This is a genomic window from Pseudomonas sp. DWRC2-2 (assembly GCF_049897885.1).
In the GTDB taxonomy this organism is placed as follows: Bacteria; Pseudomonadota; Gammaproteobacteria; order Pseudomonadales; family Pseudomonadaceae; genus Aquipseudomonas; species Aquipseudomonas azotoformans_A.
The window spans coordinates 137,985-156,657 of sequence record NZ_JAFCXD010000007.1 but is presented as its reverse complement, the minus strand read 5'-3'; the positions used below and the strand labels follow the sequence as shown (position 1 = coordinate 156,657).

Genomic DNA, 18,673 nt, shown 5'->3' with positions numbered 1-18,673 from the left:
TCTACCTACGCCGCTGCTGCCAGGCAGCGGCCAGCCCGCTCATGCAGATCACCCCGATGCCGACCACTGTGGTCACATCGGGGGTATGGCTGAACACCAGCCAGCCCAACAACCCCGCAAACACGATCTGGCAATAGCCGAACGGCGCCAGCAAGGCCGGCGCCGCAAAGCGGAACGCCTGGGTCAGCATCAAGTGCGCGGTCATCCCGCAAGTGCCCAGGGCCAGCATCAATGCGCCATGCCACAGCGTCGGGACCTGCCAGAAGAACGGCACCATCGCACTCATCACCAAGGTATTGCACAGGCCGGCAAAGAAGTTGCTGGTGGTGGGCGTGTCGTATTGGCTGAGGATGCGCGTGAGCAGTTGGTAGAAGCAGAAGAACAACGCCGAACACAGCGGCAGCAACACCGCCGGGGTGAACAATTCGCCGCCGGGGTGGATGATGATCAGCACGCCGACAAACCCGCAGATCACCGCCAGCCATTGGCCACGGGTCACGTGCTCACCCAGCAGCGGCACCGAGAGCGCCGTCACCAGGATCGGCGCCAGGAAGTTCACCGCCGTGGCTTCCGCCAGCGGGATGTAATGCAGCGCCGCGGTAAAAAACAGGCTGGTGCCCAACAGGCACAACGCCCGCACCACCTGCATCCCCGGTCGCTTGCTGCGCAATACCCGCAGGCCCGATTGCGGCAGGAAAATCCCGGCCATCAACAAGGTGTGCACCAGGTAACGCGCCCACACCACCATCACGATCGGGTAGAACCCCGCGAGGTATTTGGACAAGGCGTCGTGACTGGAAAACAGAAACGTCGCCAAAACAATCAGCAAAATGCCCTTGAAGGGATGGTTGACGCCGGATAAAGGGGTACTGACGGTCATCGGATTCTCGTGTGTGGCGCGCGGTCGAGCTCAACCCGGTAATCTAGCAGCCGGGTCGGAGCCTGCTCCAAGAGCATAACCAAACACCGTGCGAACAGCGCACTAAATCACCGGTTTCGAGTCCAACCCTGCACGTTGACCGCCCAGTTGCACACTTTTTAACCAAGGCCTTGCTGCTATGAAAAAAATCCTCTTTGCTCTTTCTGCCCTTGCCCTGCTCACCGCCTGCAACCAGGAAAACAAGGAAGCGCCTAAACCCGCGCCGGCTTCCGTACAAGCCACCCTAGTGCCAGAAACCCCGCCCACCGACAAATGGGTCGGCAAATGGATCGGCGTCGAAGGCCTCTACCTCACCCTCGCCAAGGACGACAGCATCGGCCGTGGTCACTACCTGCTGACCATGAAATACAGCCTGGATGATGACGCCGTCGGCACCTTCAAAGGCGAGGCGAACGAAGACGGCATCGCCTTTACACGCCCCGACGGCCCACAGCAGCTGAGCGCCGGCAACGGTGAAGCCACCGGTTTGAAATGGCTGGCAGATAAAAAGGATTGCCTGGTGGTGGATACCGGCGAAGGTTACTGCCGCGACTGACCCGGTTTTGCTGACACAAGTTTCATCTGGCGCCCCTGCCGGCAAGGGTCGAGAGCGGCGATACTACGCAGCTCTCGTACCTGTCGGACAGCCGGGCTGGCGCCATTCCTACGCACCAACAACACTGTTCCACAGTTCATCGAGAGGATTGCCCCATGCTATGGAAAAAAGGCCGACGCAGCGACAACGTGGTGGATGCCCGCGATGACAGTGGCGGTGGCGGTGGTGGCATGCGCTTTGGTGGCGGCAAGGGCCTGAGCCTGACGGCCATTGTGCTGATCGTCGGCATCGGTTGGCTGACCGGCCAGGACCCGTTGCAGATCCTCGGCCAGTTGACCGGCCAGATGGAACAGGCGCCGTCGGTGAGCACGCAATCGCGGCAAGCGCCGCCGGCCAATGATGAGCAAGCGGATTTCGTGCGCGCAGTGCTGGGCGATACCGAAGACACCTGGGCCCAGGTATTCCAGGAAAACGGCTTGGCGTACAAGAACCCGAAACTGATCTTGTTCCGTGGCCGGGTGAATTCCGCCTGCGGGGGGGCCACCTCGGCCAGCGGCCCGTTTTATTGCCCGGCGGACCAGCAGGTGTACCTGGACCTGGACTTCTTCCGGGAAATGTCACAGCGCTTCCAGGCTGCTGGCGACTTTGCCCAGGCGTACGTGATTGCCCACGAGGTCGGGCACCACGTGCAGACGCTGCTGGGTATCTCGTCGAAGATCCAGGCGGCGCGCCAGCAAGGCCGGCAGATGCAGGGCGACGGCGGCCTGCTGGTCCGTCAGGAACTGCAAGCTGACTGCTTTGCCGGGGTGTGGGCCAACCGTGCGCAAAAGCGTCTGAACTGGCTGGAGCCGGGCGATATTGAAGAAGCACTGAATGCGGCCAACGCCATTGGCGATGACCGTTTGCAGCAACAGGGTCAAGGGCGCGTCGTGCCGGACTCGTTTACCCACGGCACCTCGGCACAGCGGGTTCGCTGGTTCAAGACCGGCTTTGCCCAGGGCCAGATCACTCAATGCGACACTTTTACCGCCAAGAGTCTTTAGATGAATAAACGATTGGGATGGCTGCTGGGTTTGCTGGTCACCGGTTCCGCCTTGGCCGCCGGCCACAACGTCAACGAGGCCAATCTCGATCGTTTCCCCCTGAAGGCCGGGGATCTGAGCCTGGGGTTGAGCCAGGATTGGCGCCAGCCACTACCTGACGTCACCCGTGCACTGATCATCGTGCATGGGCGCCTGCGCGATGCGCAGGCCTATCTGGAAAGCGGCGAGAAAGCGGCCGAGAATGCCGGGCAAGCGGCCAACACGTTGGTGATCGCGCCAAGGTTTCTCATTGAGTCGGATGCGCGGCACGAGCATCTGGACAATCAGCTACTGCGTTGGACCGACAACGGCTGGATGGCCGGTGAGCCGTCCACCGGCCCAGGCCAAATCAGCTCCTACGGCGCCCTCGACCAGATCATCAAGCACCTGGGCAACCGCAAACTGTTCCCTGCGTTGAAAGAAATCGTGGTGGCCGGGCATTCCGGGGGTGGCCAGGTGGTACAGCGGTTTGCCCTCACCAGCCACGACCATCCGAAACTGCAAACCGAAGGCATCCGCCTGCGTTATGTGGTGGCCAACCCGTCCTCCTACGCCTACTTCACGCCGCAGCGTCCGGTGAAGTTCGACGCGGCCAGTTGCCCAGGCTTCAACGACTGGAAGTACGGCCTGCAAAACCTGCCGGCCTACGCCCAAGGCCAGAGCGCCGAACAGCTTGAACAGGCGTATGTGTCACGCGACATTACCTACCTGCTGGGCCAACAGGACATCGACCCAAACCATCACGCGCTGGACAAAGGCTGTGAGGCCGAAACCCAGGGCGCGTATCGCCTGATTCGCGGACACAACTATTTTGACTACCTCAAGCAGCGGCATCCGCAGTTGGGGCATCAGTTGGTGGAGGTACCGGGGGTGGGGCATAACGGGGATGGGATGTTTACGTCGCCGGAAGGCCAGAAGGTACTGTTTCCAAATAACTGACGGAACCGGATAAAACTGTGGGAGCGGCGGTGCGACGATTCGACTTGCTCGCTCCCACATTGGGTCTTCAGAGACCGATCTAAATCATCCGGCGCAACACCGAGCAATCCTCGGCATGCCAATCGGCAAGCTCCGGCCACGGATTCTCCGGCAAATTCACCAACACCGTCCGCGCCCCCGCCGCCCGACCGCAGTCCAGGTCAAATCGATAATCCCCCACCATCACCATCTCGCTCGGCGCCACGTCCCAAGCGGCCGCCAGTTTCAGCAAGCCATCCGGATCAGGCTTGGGGTGCGCATCATCACGCCCCAGCACGTCCTCGATGGCAAAGCAGTCCGCCAGGCCGATCGCCTCCAGGGTGACGTGCGCCAGCTCGCGCGCATTGCGGGTCAGGATGCCCAGGCGGTAACCACGTCCGGCCAATTCCCGCACCAATTCAACCGCACCTTCAGCCGCGACCGAACCCTGCGCCAACGCCCGCTCATGCTCCAGCAACCAGGCATGCTTGGCCGCCGCGACATCCTCCGGCAACGCCGCCAGGTGCGTGAGGATGTCGTCCTCGGGCGGAATCTCCAGGGCCACGCGAATGGCCGCGAAGTCATGCACGGCCACCGTGAGGGTGCCGTCCATGTCGAACACCCAGTGTTTTACCTCCGACAGGCTCATGCCCAATCCTTGCGATGGCGGATCAGGCCTTCCTGGGTCACCGAGGCCACCAATTGCCCGGCGCGGTTGTACACACTGCCACGGGAGAAACCGCGGGAATTGCCGGCCCATGGGCTGTCCATGGCGTACAGCAACCAGTCATCGGCACGCAGGTCGGCGTGGAACCACAGCGCGTGGTCGAGGCTGGCGACTTGCATGTCTTTCTGCCAGACCGTCTTGCCATGGGGCAGCAAAGAGGTGGTCAGCAGGCCGAAGTCCGAGGCGTAGGCCAGCAGGTATTTATGCAGCGCCGGCGAGTCGGCCAGGGCGCCGTCTGCACGGAACCACACATACTTGACCGGGTCGGACGGCTGCGGGTTGAACGGGTCTTTTTCGGTGACCGGGCGCACTTCGATCGGCTTGGGGCACAGCAGCTTGTCACGCATGTGCTCGGGGATCAGGTGCGCGCGTTGCTGGGTCAGCTCCAGCTCCGACGGCAGGTTTTCCGGGCCCACTACCACAGGCATGGTGGTCTGGTGGTCGAAGCCTTGTTCGTCGTACTGGAACGAGGTGGTGCAGGTGAAGATCGGATGGCCCTTCTGGATCGCGGTCACACGGCGCGTGCTGAAACTGCCGCCATCGCGCACACGGTCCACTGAATACACCACCGGCAACTTCGCATCGCCGGGACGCAGGAAGTAACCGTGCAGGGAATGCACGTGCCGCGCTTCTTCTACGGTCTGGCTGGCGGCCGACAGCGACTGGCCGAGCACCTGGCCACCGAACAGTTGGCGAAAACCCAGGTCCTGGCTGCGGCCGCGAAAGAGGTTTTCCTCGATCGGCTCCAGGGTCAGCAGGTCCACCAGATCTTCCAATACTTGGCTCATAGAGCAACTCCTACAATCTATGGGGCATTCCGGGCTGCTTATCCGTGCAGCGTGTCCAACCATTGGGCGCGGGTGATGCGGTACAAAACATGAGGGCGCAGCGGGTCATCGGCTGCGACCTTGGGGTGTTCAAAATCTGCCTGGGGATCGTAATGCATACCGATGGCCTGCATGACTTTTTGTGAGGGCAGATTGGCTTCCGTGGTGAAGGCGACAATCTCGTCCAGGTTCAAACGATCAAACCCACAGCGCAATGCGGTCCAGGCAGCCTCGCTGGCATAGCCCAGCCCCCAGTGTTCACGGGCCAGGCGCCAGCCGATTTCCACCGCCGGGGTAAAATCAGCCTCGAAACTGACATTCAGCAACCCGGTGAGGCCGATGAATTCACCGGTGTCCTTGCGCTGCAACGCCCACAGGCCAAAGCCATATTCAGCAAAGTGCCCACGAATGCGGCCGATCAGCGCGGCGCTTTCCAGGTGGCTCAGCTTGGCCGGGAAATAGCGCATCACCTGTGGGTCGGCGCACATGCGCGCAAACTCCGCCAGGTCGCTGTCGCGCCATTGGCGCAGCACCAGGCGTGCGCTTTCCAATTCCAGTATCGGCTCCATGGGTCCCCTCCCTTGCCATGTGCGTGAGTGTACAACGGGGGTAAGATGCGTCGCAGGTTCCCGTCAGAAAATCCCATGCCTTTGCCATTGATCTACCACGATGACTACAGCCCCGAGTTCCCGGCGGACCACCGGTTCCCCATGGACAAGTTCCGCCTGTTGCGCGACCACCTGGTAGACAGCGGCCTGACCGAGGACCGCCAACTGCTGCGCCCACAACTGTGCCCACCGGAGATTCTGGCCCTGGCCCATGACGCTGGGTATATCGAGCGCTACATGGGCGGCGAATTATCCCGGGAAGACCAGCGTCGCCTCGGCCTGCCCTGGAACGAAGCCCTGGCCCGACGCACCGTGCGTGCGGTCGGCGGTTCGATTCTGGCGGCGGAGCAGGCGCTGGACCACGGCTTGGCCTGCCACCTGGCCGGCGGCACGCACCACGCCCACTACGATTACCCGGCGGGCTTCTGCATCTTCAATGACTTGGCGGTGATCAGCCATTACCTGCTGGCCAGCGGCCGGGTCAGCCGTGTGCTGATCTTCGATTGTGACGTGCACCAGGGCGACGGCACCGCGCGCATCCTCCACGACACACCGGACGCCATCACCGTATCGCTGCACTGCGAAAAGAACTTCCCCGCGCGCAAAGCCCAGAGCGACTGGGACATTCCGCTGCCCATGGGCATGGACGACGCCGACTACCTCAAGGTGGTGGACGATGCGCTCAACTACTTGCTGCCGCTCTACCAACCCGACCTGGTGCTGTACGACGCTGGCGTCGATGTGCACAAGGACGACGCCCTCGGCTACCTCAAGCTGACAGACCAGGGCGTCGCCGCCCGCGATGAAAGCGTGATGCGCCACTGCCTGGGCCGCGACATCCCGGTAATGGGCGTGATCGGTGGCGGCTACAGCAAGGACCGCCCGGCCCTCGCCCGCCGCCACGGCATCCTGCACCACAGCGCGCAACGGGTATGGACGTCATCAGGCTGTCATTGAAGTGTGAGCGTTACCCACAATCCCTGTGGAACCACCTGTGGATAACTTGAGCGTAAGGGCCTGAGAGCCAATGCCTACATAGCCTGTAGAAAGCTGTACGTTTTTTGATCAGGTGTTTGCGCCTGTGTCGGGTAGAATGCTCGGCCTGTTTATCCGACCGTAGTCCTCGCCATGCCCCAGACCAGACCTCAACATGTCTCCATTATCGGCGGCGGCCCTGCCGGGCTGATGGCCGCCGAAGTCTTGAGCCAGGCCGGCGTGCGGGTGGACCTGTACGACGGCATGCCTTCAGTGGGGCGCAAGTTCCTGCTGGCCGGCGTAGGCGGCATGAACATCACCCATTCCGAGCCGTACCCGGCGTTTCTGTCGCGCTACGCCGAACGCGCGCCGCACATGGCGCCCGTGCTGCGTAGCTTTGGGGCCGACGCGTTGTGCGAATGGATACATGGCTTGGGGATCGAGACGTTTGTCGGCACCTCCGGCCGCGTGTTTCCTACCGACATGAAAGCCGCGCCCCTGTTGCGCGCCTGGCTCAAGCGTCTGCGCGACCAAGGCGTGGTTATCCACACCCGTCATCGTTGGCTGGGCTGGACTGTCAAGGGCGACTTACTTATCCACAGCCCCGACGGCGAAAAAACTGTCCACAGCGACGCCGTGCTGCTGGCCCTTGGCGGCGGCAGTTGGTCGCGATTGGGGTCTGACGGTGCCTGGCTTAAGTTGTTGGAGGATCGCGGCGTGCCTTACGTCCCGCTACAGCCGAGCAACTGCGGTTTCGAGGTGTCGGCCTGGAGCGAGTTGATGGTCAGCAAATTTGCTGGCGCGCCGTTGAAAAACGTCGCCATTGGTTTGGGTGACGACAAGCCACGCCTCGGCGAATGCGTTATCACCGCCAGCGGGATTGAAGGCAGCCTGATCTACGCGTTGTCGGCGCCGATCCGCGAAACGATCAACCGCGACGGCTCGGCCACCGTGCACATCGACCTGTTGCCGAGCAAGCCGCTGGACAAGGTTCAGGCCGCCTTGGCGAAACCGCGTGGCTCACGCTCGATGAGCAAACATCTGCACAGTCAGTTGGGGTTGGATGGCGTCAAAGCCGCACTGCTGCGCGAGTTGGCGCCGGCTGACCACTTCAATGAGCCGGCGCAACTGGCAGTGGATATCAAGGCGCTGCCGTTGACCCTGGTGAAGACCCGGCCGATGGATGAAGCCATCAGCACAGCGGGCGGCGTGCCGTTCGAGGCGTTGGATGAGCGCTTGATGCTCAAGCAATTGCCGGGGGTGTTTTGTGCGGGAGAGATGCTGGACTGGGAAGCGCCGACGGGCGGGTATTTGCTGACGGGGTGCTTTGCCAGCGGCAGAGCGGCTGGGAGGGGAATGTTGGAGTGGCTTAATCGCTGAGATCTGCGGTGAATTCAGAGCCGCCTTCGCGGGCAAGCCCGCTCCCACATTTGACTGCATTCCCATGTTGGAACTCGGTCAAATGTGGGAGCTGGCTTGCCTGCGAAGAGGCCATCAGCAGCCCCGCAACATCACTTCTTCTTACGCGGCCCGGTATTGAACACCGGCACCTTGCGCACCGGTTTGATCGACGGCTCCGACGGCGCCACTTCCCCGCTGTCCACCCACTTACCAAGGTTGCGCTTACCGCCACCGCCCGAGGTTTTAGGCTTTTTCGGTTTCTTTGGCTTCTTCACCACCTGCCCGCTGGCATCGGTGTCCGGCACGCGGTGTTCCGGTTCGAAGTCCTGCTCCATGTGGCGGGCCAAGGTCTGACGCGTCAGCATCTCGATGGCTGACAGCATGTTCACTTCATCGGCACACACCAGGGAAATCGCCTCACCGGTGTTGCCCGCACGCCCGGTACGGCCGATACGGTGGATGTAGTCCTCGGCCACAATCGGCAGGTCGAAGTTGACCACCAGCGGCAAGTCTTCGATATCCAGGCCACGGGCCGCCACGTCGGTGGCCACCAGGATCTGCACGTCACTCGACTTGAAACGATCCAGCGCACGCTGGCGCGTGGCTTGCGGCTTGTCGCCATGGATGCCGTCGGCATTGATGCCCAGGCCCTGCAACTTATCCACCAGCGCATCCACGCCATTGCGGGTCTTGGCGAACACCAGCACCTGCTTCCAGCGGCCTTTGCGCATCAGGTGCACAAACAGCTCCGGCTTGCGCTTCTTGTCCACCGGCACAATCCACTGCTTGACCGTGTTGGCAGCGACGTTGCGCGGGCTGACTTCGATGCTCAGCGGGTCGTTGAGCATCTGCCCGGCCAGCGTGCGGATCTCATCGGAGAAGGTCGCGGAGAACAGCAGGGTCTGACGCTTTTTCGGCAGCATGCGGTAGATGTTCGCCAGCTCTTCGGAGAAACCCAGGTCGAGCATGCGGTCGGCTTCGTCCAGCACCAGGGTTTGCAGCTGGTTGAGTTTCAGCGCGTTCTGGCGGAACAGGTCGATCAGGCGGCCCGGCGTGGCGACCAGGATGTCGACGCCTTTGCGCAGCTTCATCATCTGCGGGTTGATGCTCACGCCGCCGTACACCGCGTAAGTGGTCAGCGGCAGGTTTTGCGCGTACTCGGCGACGCTGGCGTGCACCTGCTCGGCCAACTCGCGGGTCGGGCACAGGATCAGCGCGCGTGCCGAATTGGCGGCGACTTTCGGCCCTTCCATCGTCAGCAGTTGCAACAACGGCACGGCGAAACCGGCGGTCTTGCCGGTGCCGGTCTGGGCCGCAGCCATCAGGTCGCGACCGGCCAGCACCGCCGGAATGGCTTGCGCCTGCACCGGCGTCGGGGTCTGGTAGCCAAGCGTCTCAAGGGCGCGCAGCAAGGGTTCGATCAGGCCAAGGGAGGCGAAAGTCATGTAGTTACCGTAGGAAAAATTCAGCGCGAGGGCGTAATGCGCCGCAGTTTACCTTATTTCCGGCTTCGGCTTGCGCCACTGGGGCAGGCTGATCAGCAGGACGGCGCTGATAATCACCAGCATGGCCAACGCTTCTTCCAGGCCAATGGTCTCCCCCACGAACACAATCCCCAGCAACACCGCCACTGCCGGGTTCACATAGGCATAGCTGGTCGCCGCCGCCGGGCGCACATGCTTGAGCAGGTACATATAAGCGTTGAAGGCGATGATCGAACCGAAAACCGTCAGGTAGGCCAGGGCCAGCCAGCCTTCCAGCGGCGGCACGGCCTGCAGGCGCTCACCGGACAGCGCGCTGACGATCAATAGCGCAACGCCCGCCACCAGCATTTCCGCAGCACTCGCCATGGCGCCTTGGGGCAGTGGCAATTGCCGGCTCCACACCGAACCGAACGCCCAGGAGGCCGCCGCCACCAACAGCAGCACAGCGCCCATCGGGCTCGACTGCAACGTGCTGCCCATATTGAGCATGGCGATGCCGATGATCCCCAGGATCACCCCCGCCCACTCCAAGCGAGTGTTGCGCGCGCCCCAGAAATACCCACACAACAAGGTGAACAACGGCACCGTCGCCACGGCCAACGCCGCCACGCCGGACGACACGCCCATGTGTTCCGCCACGCTGACGCCGCCGTTGCCCACGGTGAGCAGCAAAAGACCGATCATCCCGGCCGCCTTCCACTGCGGCCACGTCGGCGCCGGCACCCCGCGCCAGCGCAGGAAGCCATACATCAACGCCCCCGCCGTGCAAAACCGAATCCCCGCCAGCAGCAACGGCGGCCAGTACTCCACGCCGATGCGAATCACCAGATAGGTGGAACCCCAGATCACATACAGCGCAAAAAAGGCGGCGATCAACGGTAAGGGGAAACGACGTGGGCCAGGCATTGGGCGGCTCTATGGCAGGAGATGGGAGGCTTATTCTAAAAAGGCAGGTCGTTAAACATAAGTTACAAAACCTGTTTAAAACGCCAATACACTTTTCAAAGCATGGTTGTGAAGGCTATAAACCGTGCTTTCGAAAGTCACCCGCAACCGGAGCCTTATCATGGACAAATACGACCGCATGCTCCTCAGCGCCCTGCTCGAAGACGGCCGCGCGTCCTACGCGCAACTGGCCCGCACAGTAAACCTCTCCGCCCCCGCCGTGGCCGAGCGCGTGGCCAAGCTGGAGGCCAGCGGCGTGATCACCGGGTATCAGGCCAAGGTGGACCTGTCCAAAGTGGGCTTGCCGATTCAGTGCGTGATTGAGCTGCGGTTGACCAATCATGGCAGCCAGAAGGTGTATGACGCGTTGGCGGAAATTCCGGAGCTGACGGAGTGCCATCGGGTGACCGGTGATCCGTGCGTGATCATGCAGGCGGCCGTGGGGTCGATGCCGGAGCTGGAGAGCTTGATCAACCGGGTGGCGAAGTTCGGGTTCAGCAAGACTTCGATTATTTTGTCGAGCGCGATAGAGCGGCGGGTGCCGTTGGGGCAGTTGGAGGGGATTGGGAAGAGTGGTGGCTGACCCACCGCCATCGCGGGCAAGCCCGGCTCCCACAGTTAAAGTGCATTCCAATGGAGGGAGGTGGCTTGCCTGCTCTGACGCCAGTTGCATCAGAGCAGGTTTGAGCGCTCAACAATCAAATCGACAATCTGCTTGATCGTGGTGATGTGATCCCAGTCAGCCTGAGTGGCCTGCAGGCTGAACTGCCATTTGATCTGCATGACGAAGCAGGTCAAGTCGTCATCAATGATCTTAAAGTCATGGATGAAGTCTGTTTCTTCCGTCACCTGGCTTCGGTCGATGAAGCCAATGATGTCGACGAACAGTTGGATTACCTTTTCGCTGATCTCGGCTCTCATTTGGCTAACTCTCTTTTCTTCTCCCCCGATATCGGAACAGATACCAGAGGGCTGTTCTAGATGGCCAGCAAGACCGCTCCCTTTCACTTGCGGGAAGTTTCCGAGCGAGCTTCAACCCCTTGCTCCGCAAAGACTGCACCACTAATCTGCCCCACGTCATCGGCCCCTCGATGACCGGAAGTGCAAGCCGAAATTGACGGAAGGAGCGAGTCAAATACTCTGGAGTTCTGAACATGATCAAAGCAACTTCCACATCGAACGCAAACTTCCTCAGCGAAGACGCCCTGCTCAATCGCCGAGCCATCGACTACTACCTCAAAGCCTGCGCCCCGGATGCACCCAATTTCATTCTGAACGACAACCTGAGCTTCGAAGACGCGCTCGCCCATGCGGCTGACTTGCTGCATTGCGCGGTGGAGACGGCGCAGGAGTCGGCTGAGGTGCTGAGCGCGCAGCAGCGGGCGGTGATGCATCTGGTGGGGATGGCGAAGGGGGTGGTGGATCGGGCGTTGGAGTGTGTGCAGCCGCGATAGCCTAACTCTGTGGCAGGCAGGCTTGTTGTGGCACATGGGCTTTCTGTGGCGAGCGGGCTTGCCCCGCGTTGGGCTGCGTAGCAGCCCCAAAACCCGATACTCTGTTCCAACTAAAAAAACGCGGCGCCCTTATTGGGGCCGCTTCGCAGCCCAACGCGGGGCAAGCCCGCTCGCCACAAAAAAGCCCATTTGCCACAGAAAGCCCGCTCGGCACAGCTGTTCTGTTTACGGGGTTCTAGAACCCGCGATGCTTCTTCAGGTGCTCATTGATCTTCGCCGCCGGCACTTTCTGCAAGGTGCACAGCAGATCATGGGACAGTTCACGCAAGCCATGCGTACCACGCAGCTCTTGGGCCAAATGGGCCGTGAGGTTGGCGGCCATCTCCGCATCCGCCATCGCCCGGTGGGCCTTGCCGGTGTGGGGCAACTGGGCAAACGCATTCAGGGTGCCGAGTTTGTGATTCGGCGCCGATGGCATGAGGCGACGCGCCAGCAGCAGCGAACAGGCGAACTTCTGCAGGCGCGTCCGACGAATCAGCCCCAGTTCATAATCCCAGAACTTCTGGTCGAACGCGGCGTTGTGCGCCAGCAACGGTGTGACGCCGACGAACTCATTGACCTCATTCATCACCCGCTCCGCCGGCGGCGCGCTGCGCAGCATGGCGTTGCTGATACCGGTGAGTTGTTCGATGAACGCGGGCACATGCACGCCGGTTTTCATCAGGCTCTGGTAGCGGTCCACGATCTGGCCACGCTCAAGGATGACCACCGCGATTTCCGTGGCCCGGCACTGGCTGCTCGGGGTGATGCCGGTGGTTTCAAAGTCGATGACCGCTATACGTTCCAAACCTGTTCCAACTCCGTCTTGGCATTTATTTGAGCAACAACGCGCCTTCGATCGGCACATAACGGCTGGCGGCGCGTATCAATGAATTGGCCGTCAGCCCTGGTACACCATAAGCCACGGCTTCGACGCCATGCTTGTGGATAACCCGGTCGAGCAGCATGTCGAAATCACCGTCGCCGGAGGCCAGCACGATTTCGTCGACGTGGTCGGCGGCGTCCATGATGTCGAGGGTGATGCCCACGTCCCAGTCGCCCTTGGCCGAGCCGTCGCTGCGCTGGATGTAGGGCTTGAGTTTTACCGTAAAGCCCAGGTTGCGCAGGATCTGCTGGAATTGCTGCTGCTTGCTGTCGCCACGGTCGATGGCATACGCGTACGCCTCGACGATCTGCCCGCGCGAGCTGATGTCAGCCCACAGCGCGGCGTAGTTGAAGTGGCAACCATAGGCCTGGCGGACGGTGTAATAGAGGTTTTGCACATCGGCGAACACTGCAATTTTCTTCACCGCACTTCCTCATGACAGCCAGGCGCCAGGGCCCGGAAAGGGTGCCAGTATGCCAGCCGCGAGAAGGTTTCCGGGAAAAATCAGACCGGGGCGACGAGTCGCCCCGGTCTGGGTGGGTCAGACGAAGGAATCGTCGTCGCCGAAGGAAGAAGAGTCGTCGGAATAATCGCTGTCGGCAAAGCTGTCCGAGTTGTTGCTGCCCCAGCTGTCATTGCCGGCGTACTTCTGGTCGTCGTTGCCCCAGTTGCCGTTGTCACTGGCAGGCGCTGGCTCTTCGCGGATGATTTCTTCCACGACTTGCGGCTGTTGCGAGCTGTGGTTGAACAGGCTGCTGATGCCTTCGGCCAGCAACACACCACCGGCTACGCCGGCCGCAGTTTTCATCGCGCCGCCGAGAAAGCCGCTGCCCACCGGAGCGGCCGGAGCAGGTTGTTGATAATTTTGCTGCGGTGCAGGCTGGCTGAACCCAGGCCGCGCCGGTTCGCGCCAGCCGCCACCGGAAGACGGCGGTGCACTTTGAGCCGGCTGCTGATCACGGGAACCGCCACCGCCAAAGATGCTCGACAGGAAACCACCGCTGCTCGCCGGAGCAGGCTGCGCGGATTTAGCCCGCTGCAGCTCGTCCTGCAATTGCTGGATCTGTTGCGCCTGCTGCTTGTTCTGCGCGTCGAGGCTCTTGAGCGCATGTTCCTGCACCAAAATCGACTGGGTCATGTAATACCCGGCCGCCGGTTGGCGCGTCATGTGCTCCTTGATCCGCGCTTCGGCCTGGGCGTCGCGGGGGGCTGAGTCCGTTTCGGCTTGTTGCAACCGTGAAAACAGTCCATCGATCAGGGTTTGCTCTTCGCTGTTCATGGCGACCTCGTTAGATTGCCGGTAGAAATCGTGGTCTCGCCTTTAATCAGGCGCCGTCCTAGTTATGGGGGTGTTACGAGTTGTTTCAATGGTCTTTACTCAAGGTTTACGTTTGCTTACCTCCGGTGATGATCGGTTAAAGTGTCGCCCTTGCTTTCAGGCCTGCGATGAACTTGATGAATCCGTTAGACGTGCTGCGCGACTCCTTCCGTTTCACCCAACGCAACCTGGGCGCCATCGTCCAGCTGTGTCTGCCGTTGGTGATTTTCGAAGCCCTGTTGCAACAGGTGCTCAACCACGTCGTCGGCCCGGATGCGTTTCCCGGCTATAGCGTGGTGGTGGGGTTGCTGGTGTACCCGCTGTACACCGGCGCGCTGATCCTGTTTCTGGATGCTCGCACCCGTGGCGAGTCGCCGAGCACTAAAGATGTGTGGGCCATGGCCCTCACCCTATGGCCGCGCTTCGCTCTGCTGACGGCCATGAGCACGCTGCTGATTCTGCTGGGGCTGTCGCTGTATTTCCTGCCGGGGCTGTGGCTGATGGTGGTGCTGGCGTTTGCCGAGTACTTGCTGGTGCTGCGCGGCATGCCAGCGTTGGAGGCAATGAAGGAAAGCTTCCGCCTGAGCCGTGGGCATTTCTGGCTGATCCTGGTGTGCCTGCTGTGCGTGATGACGCCGCTGTGGTTGCTCAAAGGCGCCAGCGTCGCGGCCTATCCAACGCCCGCGCCGCTGCTGGGGCTGTTTCTGGACAGCGCCCACAGCTTCCTGCAGTTGTTTACCAGCGTGGTGCTGTTCCGTTTATTCATGCTGATCGGTGGCGATGCCGACGCGCGGTGATATGCTCCGTGCCACCTCTGAAACGCTATAAGCCGAGCCGATGACCCGTTTATTGCGCATCACCTTGCTGGGCCTGCTGATCACCGCAGGCCTGCTCACCGCCCTGATCTACAGCATGACCTGGCGCCCCGAGGCGAAGGAAACCCTGCCGGTGAGCTGCGTCGCACCCCGCGCGCCCACGCTGTTGCCGGGGCAGGCGCTCAAGGTCATGACCTGGAACGTGCAATACCTGGCCGGCAAGAACTACGTGTTCTGGTACGACACCGCCGACGGCAGCGGCCCCGACGACCGCCCCACCGTGGAAGACATGGCCGCCAGCCTCGACGAAGTGGCGCGGGTGATTCGCGATGAACAACCCGACATCCTCCTGCTGCAGGAACTCGACGAAAACGCCAAGCCTTCCCACTATCAGGACCAACTGGCCCTTTTGCAGGAGCGCCTGGTCGACCTCTACCCGTGCAGCGCCCAGGCCTTCGACTGGAAAGCCGACTTCGTGCCAGACCTGCACATCTTCGGCAGTGTCGGCCGCAAACTGGCGACCCTCAGCCGCTACCAGATCGAACACGCCGAACGCCTGCAACTGCCGACGCCCGAGGCCAATATCCTCAGCCGCCAATTCCAACCGAAGCCGGCTTTGCTCCTGACTTACCTGCCCTTGAGCGATGGAGGCCAACTCGCAGTGATCAACACCCGCCTGGACGGCGATGCCCCTGGCCGCAGCGCGGTGCTGGAACAGGTCAAGGCCACCGTAAAACTGCTGGATAAATTCGAAGGCCGTGGCACGCCCTGGTTGATCGGCGGGGATTTCAATCTGCTGCCCTTGGGGCAATTCCTACGCCTGGACGCCACCAAGCGCGGGCAGTATTCGCCGGACAGCGAGCTGCATCTGCTGTGGGACAAATACCCGATGATCCCGAGCAACAGCCAATCCAGCGGGATTGACCGTGAGCAATGGCTGACGCACTTCCCCAACGACCCGAGCGTGGACGGGCCGGATCGCACGCTGGATTATCTGTTCTACAGCCCAAGGATCAAGCGGGTGGAAGCCAAGGTTCGGCAGGAGGACACGTTGCGTATTTCCAACCATTTGCCGGTGATTGCGCGGTTCCTGCTACCGGCCGCGCAATAGTCACTTGCGCGGTTTGATCCGCGCCGTCGCCTCGGCCACCAATGGATCATCCGGCCAATAGTGCTTGGGGTACCGCCCCTTCAAATCCTTCTTCACCTCGGCATAAGTACTGCGCCAGAAGTTCGCCAGATCCTGCGTGACCTGCACCGGCCGCCGCGCCGGGGACAGCAAATGCAGCTTCACCACCTGGCGGCCGCCAGCAATGCGCGGGGTGTCGGCCAGCCCGAACAGTTCCTGCAAGCGCACCGCCAGGATCGGCGGCTGTTCGCTGTAGTCCAAACGCACCGACGAACCCGACGGCACTTTCACATGCTGCGGCGCCAGTTCGTCCAAACGTTGGGGCAGCGGCCAGGGCAGCAGGTTGTGCAGGAAGCTTGAGATGTCCAGGTTGGCGAAATGGCTCAGGCGCGAGACTTTGCCCAGGTAGGGCATCAGCCAGTGTTCGAGGCTGGCGAGTAGCGCCTTGTCACTGAGGTCGGGCCATTCGCTGGTTTTGCCGGCGTCGAGCTGGCGCAGCAACATGACGCGGGCCTGCCATTGGCGCAGTTCCGGCGTCCACGGCAGCAGTTCCAGGCCTTTGCGGCGGACCAGGTTGACCAGCGCCTGGCTGCGTGCGGACTCGTCGAGGCCGGTGAGCGGTTCGCGGCTGAGCACCAGTTCACCGACTTTGCGTTGGCGTTCGGCGCGCAGGACGCCTTCGCGTTCGTCCCAATCGAGTTGGTCGACGTTGCGCACTTGCTCGGCCAGCACCGTGTCGAACAGCGCCGGATCAAAATCCGCCGCCAGGTAGATGCGCTCTTCACGCTGGCCCTGGCGGCTGCCCAGGTCAGCGATGACCAGCCAGGCTTGTTTCATCAGGCTGTCGGCTTCGGCGAACAGCGCCGCGCGGCCGTTGGCCAGGCGATATTCAGCACCGCCAGGGCGACGCTGCTGGGCGACGCGATCCGGGTAGGCCAGCGCCAGCAAGGCGCCGAGCCAGCGCGGGTGGTCGGGGTCGGCAACGGCTTGAGTGGCCTGGCCTCTTAAATAACCACGATATTGTCGCGCCAGTTGCTTGGCCCGCTGCACGCCGCCTTGGGTGCCGCGTGCGCGTTCTTCGCCGGACAACAGCGCCAACCGACTGTGCAAATCCGCACCGCCACCGCGCAAGATATCGCGCTCTCCCAGCAAGGCGGCCACGTCGCAGGCCGTCGCGGCCAACCCAAGATCCTGCCCGCGCAGCAGCAGGTGGGCGATACGCGGATGGGCCGGCAGCTCGGCCATCTTCTGCCCATGGGCGCTGAGTTTGTCTTCATTCAAGGCGCCGAGGCGCACCAGCAAATCCTGGGCCTGGCCGTACGCGGCGATCGGAGGCACATCCAGCCACACCAGTTGATTGGGCGTGACGCCCCAGCGCGCCAGTTGCAAGACCAGGCCGGCCAGGTCGGCGGCGAGGATTTCCGCACTGCCATAAGCGGCCAGGCCTTCGTGCTGGTCTTCGGACCACAGGCGATAACACACGCCCGGCTCCAGGCGCCCTGCCCGGCCGGCGCGCTGGGTGGCGCTGGCGCGGGAGATGCGTTGAGTGTCGAGGCGGGTCATGCCGCTGCCGGGGTCGAAACGCGGCACCCGCGCCAACCCGGCGTCGATCACCACGCGCACGCCGTTGATGGTCAGGCTGGTCTCGGCAATGTTGGTCGCCAGCACCACTTTGCGTTTGTCGGCCGGGGCCGGGTCGATGGCGGCGCGTTGGGCGTTGAGGTCCAGTTCGCCATGCAGTGGGCACAACAGCACATCGGTGCGCTCACCGAGGGCGTCGGCCAGTTGCTGGTTGACCCGACGAATCTCCGCCTGCCCCGGCAGGAACACCAACACGCTGCCGGCTTCGTCATGCAGGGCTTCGAGAATAGTCTGCACCACACGCGGTTCGATGAACTCACCGGGTTGATAGGGGCGCCCCCAGCGCATCTGCACCGGGAACATGCGGCCTTCGCTGCGCAGGATCGGCGCGTCGTCCAGCAGACTGGCCAGGCGCTCGCCTTCAAGGGTGGCGGACATCAGCAGGATTTTCAGCGGTTGATCGTCGCGAAAGAGTTCGCGGCCGTTGAGGCTCAGGGCCAGCGCCAGGTCGGCGTCGAGGCTGCGTTCGTGGAACTCGTCGAAGATCACCAAACCCACGCCATCCAGCGCCGGGTCATCCTGCAGGCGGCGCGTGAGGATGCCTTCGGTGACCACTTCGATGCGTGTATTGGGGCCGACTTTGCTGTCCAGACGGATACGATAGCCGACGGTTTCACCGACCTTTTCGCCCAACTCACTGGCCAGGCGTTCGGCCGCCGCACGGGCTGCGAGACGGCGGGGTTCAAGCATCAGGATGGTCTGCCCGGCCAACCAGGGCTCGTTCAACAACGCCAAGGGCACCCGGGTGGTTTTACCGGCGCCGGGGGGCGCTTCGAGCACGGCTGCATGGCGATTCGCCAAGGCGTCACGCAGTGCAGGTAAAACTTCATCAATCGGCAACGAATTCATACTGGCTCCAAAGCAGAGCGGCGAGTATAACGGCGAACTGCCGAGTGCCGACGATGGTCTC

20 protein-coding genes are annotated in these 18,673 nt (G+C 62.2%); 9 read left to right on the top strand and 11 right to left on the bottom strand.

The annotated features are described in order from the left end of the window. Position 1: 1 nt before the first annotated feature. Positions 2 to 880, bottom strand: coding sequence for a DMT family transporter (locus ACP7EW_RS26845; protein WP_033897907.1), 879 nt, complete (start codon positions 878 to 880; stop codon positions 2 to 4). Between the two features lie 178 nt (positions 881 to 1,058). On the opposite strand from ACP7EW_RS26845, the gene ACP7EW_RS26840 reads away from it, so the two are divergent. The 3 genes from ACP7EW_RS26840 to ACP7EW_RS26830 all read left to right on the top strand — a co-directional run bounded on the left by ACP7EW_RS26840 (position 1,059) and on the right by ACP7EW_RS26830 (position 3,496). Continuing rightward, positions 1,059 to 1,475: a lipoprotein gene (locus tag ACP7EW_RS26840; protein ID WP_061434269.1), complete on the top strand. Its 417-nt coding sequence runs from the start codon at positions 1,059 to 1,061 to the stop codon at positions 1,473 to 1,475. Between the two features lie 155 nt (positions 1,476 to 1,630). Then, the gene (gene ypfJ, locus ACP7EW_RS26835) at positions 1,631 to 2,518 is read left to right on the top strand and encodes a KPN_02809 family neutral zinc metallopeptidase (RefSeq protein ID WP_038847567.1); all 888 of its coding nucleotides are present in this window, start codon (positions 1,631 to 1,633) and stop codon (positions 2,516 to 2,518) included. Continuing rightward, positions 2,519 to 3,496: an alpha/beta hydrolase gene (locus tag ACP7EW_RS26830; protein WP_426221052.1), complete on the top strand. Its 978-nt coding sequence runs from the start codon at positions 2,519 to 2,521 to the stop codon at positions 3,494 to 3,496. It begins immediately after the preceding gene. A 79-nt stretch (positions 3,497 to 3,575) separates the two neighbouring features. Here ACP7EW_RS26830 and ACP7EW_RS26825 read toward each other — a convergent pair whose 3' ends face one another. The 3 genes from ACP7EW_RS26825 to ACP7EW_RS26815 are packed head-to-tail and all read right to left on the bottom strand — an operon-like array spanning position 3,576 to position 5,637. Further along, positions 3,576 to 4,163 (bottom strand): HAD family hydrolase, encoded by a 588-nt coding sequence (locus ACP7EW_RS26825; RefSeq protein ID WP_426221050.1) that lies wholly within the window; start codon positions 4,161 to 4,163, stop codon positions 3,576 to 3,578. Beyond that, entirely contained in the window at positions 4,160 to 5,029 is an 870-nt protein-coding gene (gene tesB, locus ACP7EW_RS26820) for an acyl-CoA thioesterase II (RefSeq protein ID WP_016976734.1), read from the bottom strand. The genes ACP7EW_RS26825 and tesB overlap by 4 nt, the downstream gene beginning before the upstream one ends. 38 nt (positions 5,030 to 5,067) lie before the next feature. Beyond that, positions 5,068 to 5,637 carry a GNAT family N-acetyltransferase gene (locus ACP7EW_RS26815; protein WP_061434271.1) on the bottom strand — a complete coding sequence of 190 codons (570 nt, stop codon included), beginning with the start codon at positions 5,635 to 5,637 and terminating at the stop codon, positions 5,068 to 5,070. Positions 5,638 to 5,712: 75 nt separating this feature from the next. Between ACP7EW_RS26815 and ACP7EW_RS26810 the strand changes: the two genes are divergently transcribed. Both ACP7EW_RS26810 and ACP7EW_RS26805 read left to right on the top strand, forming a co-directional pair. Further along, positions 5,713 to 6,633 (top strand): histone deacetylase family protein, encoded by a 921-nt coding sequence (locus ACP7EW_RS26810; RefSeq protein ID WP_426221047.1) that lies wholly within the window; start codon positions 5,713 to 5,715, stop codon positions 6,631 to 6,633. 171 nt (positions 6,634 to 6,804) lie between these two features. Continuing rightward, positions 6,805 to 8,031, top strand: coding sequence for a TIGR03862 family flavoprotein (locus ACP7EW_RS26805; protein ID WP_426221045.1), 1,227 nt, complete (start codon positions 6,805 to 6,807; stop codon positions 8,029 to 8,031). A gap of 131 nt (positions 8,032 to 8,162) precedes the next feature. On the opposite strand, the gene ACP7EW_RS26800 is transcribed toward ACP7EW_RS26805, so the two are convergent. Continuing rightward, entirely contained in the window at positions 8,163 to 9,497 is a 1,335-nt protein-coding gene (locus tag ACP7EW_RS26800) for a DEAD/DEAH box helicase (protein WP_426221043.1), read from the bottom strand. 48 nt (positions 9,498 to 9,545) lie between these two features. Continuing rightward, a complete protein-coding gene (gene yedA / locus ACP7EW_RS26795) occupies positions 9,546 to 10,442 on the bottom strand; it encodes a drug/metabolite exporter YedA (protein ID WP_426221041.1) in 897 nt (298 codons plus the stop codon). Between the two features lie 160 nt (positions 10,443 to 10,602). On the opposite strand from yedA, the gene ACP7EW_RS26790 reads away from it, so the two are divergent. Then, the gene (locus tag ACP7EW_RS26790; RefSeq protein WP_426221039.1) at positions 10,603 to 11,064 is read left to right on the top strand and encodes an Lrp/AsnC family transcriptional regulator; all 462 of its coding nucleotides are present in this window, start codon (positions 10,603 to 10,605) and stop codon (positions 11,062 to 11,064) included. 89 nt (positions 11,065 to 11,153) lie between these two features. Here ACP7EW_RS26790 and ACP7EW_RS26785 read toward each other — a convergent pair whose 3' ends face one another. Then, on the bottom strand, positions 11,154 to 11,402 hold the full coding sequence (locus ACP7EW_RS26785; RefSeq protein ID WP_426221037.1) for an acyl carrier protein: 249 nt from the start codon (positions 11,400 to 11,402) through the stop codon (positions 11,154 to 11,156). A 233-nt stretch (positions 11,403 to 11,635) separates the two neighbouring features. On the opposite strand from ACP7EW_RS26785, the gene ACP7EW_RS26780 reads away from it, so the two are divergent. After that, the gene (locus ACP7EW_RS26780; protein WP_426221035.1) at positions 11,636 to 11,935 is read left to right on the top strand and encodes a DUF6124 family protein; all 300 of its coding nucleotides are present in this window, start codon (positions 11,636 to 11,638) and stop codon (positions 11,933 to 11,935) included. Positions 11,936 to 12,170: 235 nt separating this feature from the next. Here ACP7EW_RS26780 and ACP7EW_RS26775 read toward each other — a convergent pair whose 3' ends face one another. The 3 genes from ACP7EW_RS26775 to ACP7EW_RS26765 all read right to left on the bottom strand — a co-directional run bounded on the left by ACP7EW_RS26775 (position 12,171) and on the right by ACP7EW_RS26765 (position 14,139). Then, positions 12,171 to 12,782, bottom strand: a complete 612-nt coding sequence (locus tag ACP7EW_RS26775) for a 3'-5' exonuclease (RefSeq protein ID WP_426221032.1) — start codon at positions 12,780 to 12,782, stop codon at positions 12,171 to 12,173. Between the two features lie 25 nt (positions 12,783 to 12,807). After that, positions 12,808 to 13,284 carry an NYN domain-containing protein gene (locus tag ACP7EW_RS26770; protein WP_010206743.1) on the bottom strand — a complete coding sequence of 159 codons (477 nt, stop codon included), beginning with the start codon at positions 13,282 to 13,284 and terminating at the stop codon, positions 12,808 to 12,810. Between the two features lie 117 nt (positions 13,285 to 13,401). Further along, entirely contained in the window at positions 13,402 to 14,139 is a 738-nt protein-coding gene (locus ACP7EW_RS26765) for a DUF2076 domain-containing protein (protein WP_426221030.1), read from the bottom strand. Between the two features lie 176 nt (positions 14,140 to 14,315). On the opposite strand from ACP7EW_RS26765, the gene ACP7EW_RS26760 reads away from it, so the two are divergent. Both ACP7EW_RS26760 and ACP7EW_RS26755 read left to right on the top strand, forming a co-directional pair. Beyond that, complete coding sequence (locus ACP7EW_RS26760; protein WP_061449402.1) at positions 14,316 to 14,975, top strand: YciC family protein; 660 nt, start codon at positions 14,316 to 14,318, stop codon at positions 14,973 to 14,975. A 40-nt stretch (positions 14,976 to 15,015) separates the two neighbouring features. Continuing rightward, positions 15,016 to 16,104 carry an endonuclease/exonuclease/phosphatase family protein gene (locus tag ACP7EW_RS26755; RefSeq protein WP_426221028.1) on the top strand — a complete coding sequence of 363 codons (1,089 nt, stop codon included), beginning with the start codon at positions 15,016 to 15,018 and terminating at the stop codon, positions 16,102 to 16,104. Here ACP7EW_RS26755 and hrpB read toward each other — a convergent pair whose 3' ends face one another. Beyond that, the gene (hrpB, locus tag ACP7EW_RS26750; protein WP_426221026.1) at positions 16,105 to 18,612 is read right to left on the bottom strand and encodes an ATP-dependent helicase HrpB; all 2,508 of its coding nucleotides are present in this window, start codon (positions 18,610 to 18,612) and stop codon (positions 16,105 to 16,107) included. Positions 18,613 to 18,673: the final 61 nt, after the last annotated feature.

Bases quoted from the DNA above. Each gene is read 5' to 3' on its own strand.
- ACP7EW_RS26815 (WP_061434271.1), bottom strand. From the start codon at position 5,637: ATGGAGCCGATACTGGAATTGGAAAGCGCACGCCTGGTGCTGCGCCAA.
- ypfJ (WP_038847567.1), top strand. From the start codon at position 1,631: ATGCTATGGAAAAAAGGCCGACGCAGCGACAACGTGGTGGATGCCCGC.
- ACP7EW_RS26830 (WP_426221052.1), top strand. From the start codon at position 2,519: ATGAATAAACGATTGGGATGGCTGCTGGGTTTGCTGGTCACCGGTTCC.
- ACP7EW_RS26765 (WP_426221030.1), bottom strand. From the start codon at position 14,139: ATGAACAGCGAAGAGCAAACCCTGATCGATGGACTGTTTTCACGGTTG.
- ACP7EW_RS26810 (WP_426221047.1), top strand. From the start codon at position 5,713: ATGCCTTTGCCATTGATCTACCACGATGACTACAGCCCCGAGTTCCCG.
- ACP7EW_RS26785 (WP_426221037.1), bottom strand. From the start codon at position 11,402: ATGAGAGCCGAGATCAGCGAAAAGGTAATCCAACTGTTCGTCGACATC.
- ACP7EW_RS26790 (WP_426221039.1), top strand. From the start codon at position 10,603: ATGGACAAATACGACCGCATGCTCCTCAGCGCCCTGCTCGAAGACGGC.
- ACP7EW_RS26780 (WP_426221035.1), top strand. From the start codon at position 11,636: ATGATCAAAGCAACTTCCACATCGAACGCAAACTTCCTCAGCGAAGAC.
- tesB (WP_016976734.1), bottom strand. From the start codon at position 5,029: ATGAGCCAAGTATTGGAAGATCTGGTGGACCTGCTGACCCTGGAGCCG.
- ACP7EW_RS26825 (WP_426221050.1), bottom strand. From the start codon at position 4,163: ATGAGCCTGTCGGAGGTAAAACACTGGGTGTTCGACATGGACGGCACC.
- ACP7EW_RS26845 (WP_033897907.1), bottom strand. From the start codon at position 880: ATGACCGTCAGTACCCCTTTATCCGGCGTCAACCATCCCTTCAAGGGC.
- ACP7EW_RS26760 (WP_061449402.1), top strand. From the start codon at position 14,316: ATGAATCCGTTAGACGTGCTGCGCGACTCCTTCCGTTTCACCCAACGC.
- yedA (WP_426221041.1), bottom strand. From the start codon at position 10,442: ATGCCTGGCCCACGTCGTTTCCCCTTACCGTTGATCGCCGCCTTTTTT.
- ACP7EW_RS26755 (WP_426221028.1), top strand. From the start codon at position 15,016: ATGACCCGTTTATTGCGCATCACCTTGCTGGGCCTGCTGATCACCGCA.
- ACP7EW_RS26805 (WP_426221045.1), top strand. From the start codon at position 6,805: ATGCCCCAGACCAGACCTCAACATGTCTCCATTATCGGCGGCGGCCCT.
- ACP7EW_RS26840 (WP_061434269.1), top strand. From the start codon at position 1,059: ATGAAAAAAATCCTCTTTGCTCTTTCTGCCCTTGCCCTGCTCACCGCC.
- ACP7EW_RS26800 (WP_426221043.1), bottom strand. From the start codon at position 9,497: ATGACTTTCGCCTCCCTTGGCCTGATCGAACCCTTGCTGCGCGCCCTT.
- hrpB (WP_426221026.1), bottom strand. From the start codon at position 18,612: ATGAATTCGTTGCCGATTGATGAAGTTTTACCTGCACTGCGTGACGCC.